Annotated in this window: 7 protein-coding genes; 5 read left to right on the top strand and 2 right to left on the bottom strand. The window is 67.2% G+C overall.

Translation table 11 applies throughout. From position 1 onward, the window contains the following. The first annotated feature begins 104 nt into the window (after positions 1 to 104). From ACFP2V_RS27725 to ACFP2V_RS27715, 3 genes are all read left to right on the top strand, one after another. Entirely contained in the window at positions 105 to 560 is a 456-nt protein-coding gene (locus tag ACFP2V_RS27725) for a BlaI/MecI/CopY family transcriptional regulator (protein ID WP_381218133.1), read from the top strand. 9 nt (positions 561 to 569) lie between these two features. Next, positions 570 to 1,103 carry an amino-acid N-acetyltransferase gene (locus ACFP2V_RS27720; protein WP_381217980.1) on the top strand — a complete coding sequence of 178 codons (534 nt, stop codon included), beginning with the start codon at positions 570 to 572 and terminating at the stop codon, positions 1,101 to 1,103. Positions 1,104 to 1,387: 284 nt separating this feature from the next. Next, positions 1,388 to 1,723: a histone-like nucleoid-structuring protein Lsr2 gene (locus tag ACFP2V_RS27715; RefSeq protein WP_381217978.1), complete on the top strand. Its 336-nt coding sequence runs from the start codon at positions 1,388 to 1,390 to the stop codon at positions 1,721 to 1,723. Here the strand turns inward: ACFP2V_RS27715 and ACFP2V_RS27710 are convergent. After that, entirely contained in the window at positions 1,702 to 2,481 is a 780-nt protein-coding gene (locus ACFP2V_RS27710) for an SCO3374 family protein (protein ID WP_381217976.1), read from the bottom strand. The genes ACFP2V_RS27715 and ACFP2V_RS27710 overlap by 22 nt on opposite strands. Before the next feature lie 430 nt (positions 2,482 to 2,911). On the opposite strand from ACFP2V_RS27710, the gene ACFP2V_RS27705 reads away from it, so the two are divergent. Further along, the gene (locus ACFP2V_RS27705) at positions 2,912 to 5,437 is read left to right on the top strand and encodes an ATP-dependent Clp protease ATP-binding subunit (RefSeq protein ID WP_381217974.1); all 2,526 of its coding nucleotides are present in this window, start codon (positions 2,912 to 2,914) and stop codon (positions 5,435 to 5,437) included. A 69-nt stretch (positions 5,438 to 5,506) separates the two neighbouring features. On the opposite strand, the gene ACFP2V_RS27700 is transcribed toward ACFP2V_RS27705, so the two are convergent. After that, positions 5,507 to 6,145, bottom strand: coding sequence for an HAD family acid phosphatase (locus ACFP2V_RS27700; RefSeq protein ID WP_381217972.1), 639 nt, complete (start codon positions 6,143 to 6,145; stop codon positions 5,507 to 5,509). A 446-nt stretch (positions 6,146 to 6,591) separates the two neighbouring features. On the opposite strand from ACFP2V_RS27700, the gene ACFP2V_RS27695 reads away from it, so the two are divergent. Then, positions 6,592 to 7,290, top strand: coding sequence for a M23 family metallopeptidase (locus ACFP2V_RS27695; protein ID WP_381217970.1), 699 nt, complete (start codon positions 6,592 to 6,594; stop codon positions 7,288 to 7,290). Positions 7,291 to 7,401 lie beyond the last annotated feature (111 nt).

Below are 7,401 nucleotides of genomic sequence, written 5' to 3'. Positions count from 1 at the left end.
TTCACGATTGCCGATCTTCATGCACGCTCGGCACGCCGTGGGAGTGATTGCGCACTATTGTCTGATGTGTGCCTCGCCCCTTGGGAGAACTCGAAGACGCGGTCATGACGCGGGTGTGGAAGTGGAACCGCCCGGTGACCGTCAGGGAAGTCCTCGAAGATCTGCAGAAGGAACGGTCCATCGCGTACACCACGGTGATGACCGTTCTGGACAATCTCCATCAGAAGGGCTGGGTGCGCCGTCAGGCGGAAGGCCGGGCCTATCGATATGAGGCGGTCTCCACCCGCGCCGCGTACGCGGCCGCGCTGATGAACGAGGCATGGTCGCAGAGCGACAACCCCGCCGCCGCACTCGTCGCCTTCTTCGGCATGATGAGCGAGGAACAGCGTCAGGCCCTCACGGATGCCGTACGCGTTGCACAGCCTCCGGAAACCGGGGAACAACGCCGGCCGGCGGAACAAGCAGGATCGGCGGAACAAGCAGGTTCGGCGGAACAGCCCCCGCCCACGGAACCCTCTGTCGAGAACCCCGCCGCGACCGACGGCCCGCACGGGCGATAACGTCCGCTCATGTCAGCAGACAGCCCGGATGTCACCGCAAAAGCCATCACCGTCCGGCGGGCCCGCACCAGCGATGTCTCCGCCGTGCGCCACCTCCTTGACGCCTACGTCCGCAAGGGCATCCTGCTCGACAAAGCAACGGTGACCCTTTACGAGGCCATCCAGGAGTTCTGGATCGCGGAACGGGATGACAACGGGGAGGTCGTCGGCTGCGGCGCGCTGCACGTGATGTGGGAAGATCTCGCGGAAGTCCGTACTCTCGCTGTGAAGCCCGGACTGAAGGGCGCCGGTGTGGGGCATCGCTTGATGGAGAAGCTGCTGCAGACCGCCCGCTGGCTCGGTGTTCGCCGTGTTTTCTGTCTGACCTTCGAAGTCGAGTTCTTCTGCAAGCACGGCTTCGTGGAGATCGGTGAGACGCCCGTCGACACCGATGTGCACGCCGAGCTGCTGCGTTCCTATGACGAGGGTGTCGCGGAGTTCCTGGGTCTCGAACGAGTGAAACCGAACACTCTGGGCAACAGCCGGATGCTTCTGCATCTGTGATCGTCGGCGTTCCGTACCCGATGCCTTGCGGCGAAGGTCTCGGTGCGCCACGTCAAGGCATATTCCGTACTGCTTCCGTACCGCGGGCCTTGCCCGGTTCCCTATGTCCGAAACGCGCACGTTTCCGGGCTGTGTGCGGCAGTGGGTTCGTCCCCGGGGTTTGTGTTTTTCCGGCAAAAGCGGTTTGCTTTCCGACGTACTGCAGTAGTGCATATAACAGGGGACGGCGATACGGCGGATGCCGGTACACCCAGGCCCTGACGTTATCGATGAAAGGAAATCCGGTGGCACAGAAGGTTCAGGTCCTTCTTGTCGATGACCTCGACGGCGGCGAGGCGGACGAGACCGTGACGTTCGCGTTGGACGGCAAGACATACGAGATCGATCTCACCACCGCCAATGCGGACAAGCTCCGTGGCCTTCTCGAGGCTTACGTGAAGGGCGGCCGTCGTACGGGAGGCCGTGCTTCGGGCGGGCGTGGAAAGGCGCGTGCCACTTCCGGCGGCAACCAGGACACCGCGGCGATCCGCGCCTGGGCGAAGGAGAACGGCCACGAGGTCAACGACCGCGGCCGTGTCCCCGCGGCCATCCGCGAGGCCTACGAGCAGGCCAACGGCTGACTGTCGGCCCGTCCCGCCTCGCGCACCCCGGCCGGCGGCCGGTCGCAGGCGTGCAGGAGCCGGATCCGGTGGCACTGCGTGGCCAACGTGTTCACCAGTCGTACGAGATCCGGGGCGTCCCCATGGTCCCCCGTCGCCGACAGCGTCGGCAGCGAGGCCTCGACCTCGTGCCCTGGCTCGGGGGGCCGCAGCCACACGGCGGCCCCCTGCGAACCGGCGCTTTTCGGGGAGAGCGGCCGGACGGCACCGTGGCCGGCTGCCCCAGGGGGCGGCGGAGCGTCGATGAGACCGCCCGTGCCGATCGCGGCCAGATCGAGGGGCAGCGCGCCCCAGTCCAGCCAGGCGAGCAGCCCCGGCAGTTCCTCCGCGCTGCCCGCGGCCACCAGGAGCCGCATCCGGCCGCCCTGCAGGGCCACCGGAAACCTCCCGGCAGCGGGTCCGGCCCGCCGAGGGCCCTTCGAGTACTCCAAAGCCCCCGGGCGTTCCAGACGCCCCAGTGCCGCGTGGCCCGCCTCGGCGGGGACGTCCAGGACGTCGAAGCGCACCCCCACCGACAGGCGTACCGGAGAGCCGGGCACCGTCGGCCACCCTTGTTCGTTCTCGTACCAGTACCGGACCGGATCACCCGGATCACCCGGCTCGAGCGCACCGAGGGGGCCGAGGGGCCTGCGAGAGCCCGGGGCCCCGTCGGCCGTGCTGACGGAGCGGTGCGCCGGGGCCGATGGGCCCGCGATGGCGGTGGGGACGGTGCCGACCATGCAAGCGCAACCGCCGGAAGACCATTCGGGTTACGCTGGGTATGCGCGTCCATGCGCAGAGTGTCGAACAAGGGGGCGCGAGGGGGCCGGGGGGAGGCGCAAGGTTGTTCGCCCGTAGCGGAGGGAACCCCTGTCCTCGGCATGGACTGTCGGTCGCAGCGGGTAAGACATCCCTAGTGGGAGGGGGCGACACGCAGGGCGGCACATCTTGCGTTCGCCATCGGCGTACTGGTGATAGGGGTAACTGCCTGGCCTGCGGGAACATCGTCTCGCACCATCAGGTTGGAGCAGATGTCGGCGTTCGGGGTCAGGAGGCCATCGACGGTGTCGGCAGTTGGAATGAGCGGTCCCCGCTTGCGGGACTAAGCTGCGGAAGGACAGGGAGGGGAAGTTCCCCCCACTGCCTGACCGCTCTGAGGAGCGATTAACGATGTTCGAGAGGTTCACCGACCGCGCGCGGCGGGTTGTCGTCCTGGCTCAGGAAGAAGCCCGGATGCTCAACCACAACTACATCGGCACCGAGCACATTCTCCTGGGCCTGATCCATGAGGGTGAGGGTGTCGCCGCCAAGGCCCTTGAGAGCCTCGGGATTTCGCTCGAGGCGGTCCGCCAGCAGGTGGAGGAGATCATCGGACAGGGCCAGCAGGCCCCGTCGGGTCACATCCCCTTCACTCCCCGTGCCAAGAAGGTGCTCGAGCTGTCGCTCCGCGAGGCGCTGCAGCTGGGGCACAACTACATCGGCACGGAACACATCCTGCTCGGCCTGATCCGTGAGGGCGAGGGCGTCGCCGCCCAGGTCCTGGTCAAGCTGGGCGCAGACCTGAACCGGGTGCGGCAGCAGGTCATCCAGCTGCTCTCCGGTTACCAGGGCAAGGAGACCGCCACCGCCGGCGGTCCTGCCGAGGGCACCCCCTCCACGTCCCTGGTCCTCGACCAGTTCGGCCGGAACCTCACTCAGGCCGCTCGTGAGTCCAAGCTCGACCCGGTCATCGGGCGCGAGAAGGAGATCGAGCGGGTCATGCAGGTGCTGTCCCGCCGTACCAAGAACAACCCGGTGCTGATCGGTGAGCCCGGCGTCGGCAAGACCGCCGTCGTCGAGGGCCTCGCCCAGGCCATCGTCAAGGGCGAGGTGCCCGAGACCCTCAAGGACAAGCACCTCTACACCCTGGACCTCGGTGCCCTGGTCGCCGGCTCCCGTTACCGCGGTGACTTCGAGGAGCGCCTGAAGAAGGTGCTCAAGGAGATCCGCACCCGCGGCGACATCATCCTGTTCATCGACGAGCTGCACACGCTGGTCGGTGCGGGTGCCGCCGAGGGCGCCATCGACGCGGCTTCCATCCTGAAGCCGATGCTGGCCCGCGGTGAGCTGCAGACCATCGGCGCGACCACGCTGGACGAGTACCGCAAGCACCTGGAGAAGGACGCGGCCCTCGAGCGCCGTTTCCAGCCGATCCAGGTCGCCGAGCCGTCCCTGCCGCACACCATCGAGATCCTCAAGGGTCTGCGCGACCGGTACGAGGCGCACCACCGTGTGTCGATCACCGACGAGGCGCTGGTGCAGGCCGCCACCCTGGCCGACCGGTACATCTCGGACCGCTTCCTCCCGGACAAGGCGATCGACCTGATCGACGAGGCCGGTTCAAGGATGCGCATCCGCCGGATGACCGCGCCGCCGGACCTGCGCGAGTTCGACGAGAAGATCGCCGGTGTCCGCCGGGACAAGGAGTCCGCGATCGACTCGCAGGACTTCGAGAAGGCCGCCTCCCTGCGCGACAAGGAAAAGCAGCTCCTCGCCGCCAAGGCCAAGCGCGAGAAGGAGTGGAAGGCCGGCGACATGGACGTCGTCGCCGAGGTCGACGGCGACCTGATCGCCGAGGTCCTCGCCACGGCCACCGGCATCCCGGTCTTCAAGCTGACCGAGGAGGAGTCCTCGCGTCTGCTGCGCATGGAGGACGAGCTCCACAAGCGGGTCATCGGCCAGAAGGACGCCGTCAAGGCGCTGTCGAAGGCCATCCGCCGTACGCGTGCCGGTCTGAAGGACCCGAAGCGTCCCGGTGGTTCGTTCATCTTCGCCGGTCCGTCCGGTGTCGGTAAGACCGAGCTGTCCAAGGCACTCGCCGAGTTCCTCTTCGGTGACGAGGACGCGCTGATCTCCCTCGACATGTCGGAGTTCAGCGAGAAGCACACGGTCTCGCGTCTCTTCGGTTCGCCCCCCGGCTACGTGGGCTACGAGGAGGGCGGTCAGCTGACGGAGAAGGTGCGCCGCAAGCCGTTCTCGGTCGTCCTCTTCGACGAGGTCGAGAAGGCCCACCCGGACATCTTCAACTCGCTGCTGCAGATCCTGGAGGACGGTCGCCTGACCGACTCCCAGGGCCGGGTCGTGGACTTCAAGAACACGGTCATCATCATGACGACCAACCTCGGCACCCGGGACATCTCCAAGGGCTTCAACCTGGGCTTCGCCGCCGCGGGCGACAAGAAGAGCAACTACGAGCGCATGAAGAACAAGGTCCAGGACGAGCTCAAGCAGCACTTCCGCCCCGAGTTCCTCAACCGTGTCGATGACGTGGTCGTGTTCCCGCAGCTGTCCCAGGAGGACATCCTCGCGATCGTCGACCTGATGATCGACAAGGTGGACGAGCGCCTCAAGGACCGGGACATGGGCCTCGAGCTCTCCCAGCCCGCCAAGGAACTGCTGTCCAAGAGGGGTTACGACCCCGTGCTGGGCGCCCGGCCGCTGCGCCGGACCATCCAGCGCGAGATCGAGGACTCGCTCTCGGAGAAGATCCTCTTCGGCGAGCTGCGCCCCGGCCACATCGTGGTCGTGGACATCGAGGGCGAGGGCGAGAGCGCGACCTTCACCTTCCGCGGTGAGGAGAAGTCGGCCCTGCCCGACGTCCCGCCGATCGAGCAGGCGGCCGGCGGAGCCGGCCCGAACCTCAGCAAGGACGCGTAAGCGTCACGGCAGCCGAAAGGGGCCGGTGCCCGGAAGGGCACCGGCCCCTTTCGGCTGCCCGGGATCGGATCAGGAGAGCCGGCCGTCGTAGTCCGGCAGCTTGTAGGTCTTCTCGGCGTGGCCGCCCGACAGGTCGGTGTCGTTGTTGCCGATGTTGGCGATGATCGTGTAGCCCTTCGACTCGATGGCGACGCGCTGGGCCGTCTTGTACTCGGCCACGTTCCGGAACAGGTCGAGGAAGCCGCGGACGTACAGCCCCGCGGACTCGTATCCGGCGTGGTCGAGGTTGTACGCGGTGAAGGCCCCGACGATGCCCGGCCGGGCGGTCACGAAGAACACCGCGACCCCGCGCTCCTGGGCGTACTGCGCGACCTCCAGGACCGGCTCGTTGGCCGGCGCCGGGAAGCTGAACCCGAAGTCGGACTCCAGGGCGGTGTTGTCGATGTCGAGGACGATCGCCTGCTTCTCGCCCGGCCGCGGGGTCGCGATCCGCTGTGTCAGCTGCGGCAGGGCCTGGTCCATGACCGCCTGGCAGTCCCGCTGCCAGGTGTCGTAGTCGACGTCTGCGGCGGCTGTCGTGGCTGTCGTGGCCGTTGCGGAGGTGCCGGTGGCGGTCGCTGCCTGGGCGGGGACGGCCAGGGCCACCAGTGCCGCGGTGGAGACGGCGGTGACCGATGCGCGGCGCAGCCAGGGGCGTCGGCTTCTCATGTGGTGGGGGGTCCTCTCGGGCTCATCACGCTGCCGATGTGTCGTGCACATGCTCATCTTTGAGGGTGGCGCGAGGTGAACCGTAGGGTGGCCGCGCGGTAGATGGCCAGAGAGGCGCACGCCACATTTATGGAATGCCTGAACCCGCCCCGCGGTGACATGCTGCACACCCGTTTTGTCCGTTACGAGATGGAATAGTAGTGAAACGCTGAAACGCAAAGCGGACATTTGATGTAAAGCTCTGATCGATCAGCCTCAAAATAGGGCTTTCGTCCGGTGCATGCCTGATGTCAAGAGACGTCCGTCTCACTCCAGAAGTACGAATTTGCGTAGTAGATCAGCCTTCTTGGTGATTTGTGGGTGAAGGGGTTACCAAGAGATAGCCACTGCGGCGCGGACCAGTTCGCCCGGTGGCTTCCCTCTGCCCCCTCCCCCACGAGGTTTCGATGTTCCAGCGCGTCACGTCCCGTTCCTTCCTCACGTCCCACCTCCGCACCCGTGCGGCCGTTCTGGCCGCCGGTATGGGAGTCACGGCCGCAGTGGGAGCCGGGGTCGCGGCCGCCGCCGACACCACGGCCGCCACCAGCTCCACCGCCACGGCCGTGCAGACCCAGGCGAACGTCCAGGCCACGGCCGTGCAGACCCAGGCGGACGCCCAGGCCACGGCCGCCGAGGGCAAGAAGGCCGACGAGGCCAAGAAGCAGGCTCAGCCCGCCAAGAAGACGACGTCCTGGGTCGACCCGGTGAAGAACTACACGATCTCCGCGAGCTACGCCCAGGCCGGCGGCATGTGGCAGTCCGCCCACAGCGGGCAGGACTACGCGGTGCCGAGCGGCAGCAAGGTCATGGCCGTGCACGACGGCACCGTCGTCAAGACGGGCGGCAACGGCGCCGGCGACGGCCCGGCCTACGGCAACGCCGTCGTCATCAACCACGGCAACGGGACGTACTCCCAGTACGCCCACCTCTCCCAGGTGAACGTGCAGCCCGGCCAGGTCGTCAAGGCCGGCCAGAAGATCGCCCTGTCCGGCAACACCGGCAACTCCAGCGGTCCCCACCTGCACTTCGAGATCCGGACCAGCCCGAACTACGGTTCCGCGATCGACCCGGTCAAGTTCCTGCGCGGCAAGGGCGTGCAGTTCTGAGGACTCCGGTCCGGGGGAACATCCCGGTCCCGGGTCCCCTCGGCCGGCCGTCCTACGGCAGCATCGGATAACTCCCGGTGTCCGTCGGCGCGTGCTCCGGCAACCACAGCA

This window comes from Streptomyces incanus, assembly GCF_042656345.1.
In the GTDB taxonomy this organism is placed as follows: domain Bacteria; phylum Actinomycetota; class Actinomycetes; order Streptomycetales; family Streptomycetaceae; genus Streptomyces; species Streptomyces incanus.
Note: the sequence above shows the minus strand (reverse complement) of the source record. Positions and strands in the feature narration are given on the sequence as shown.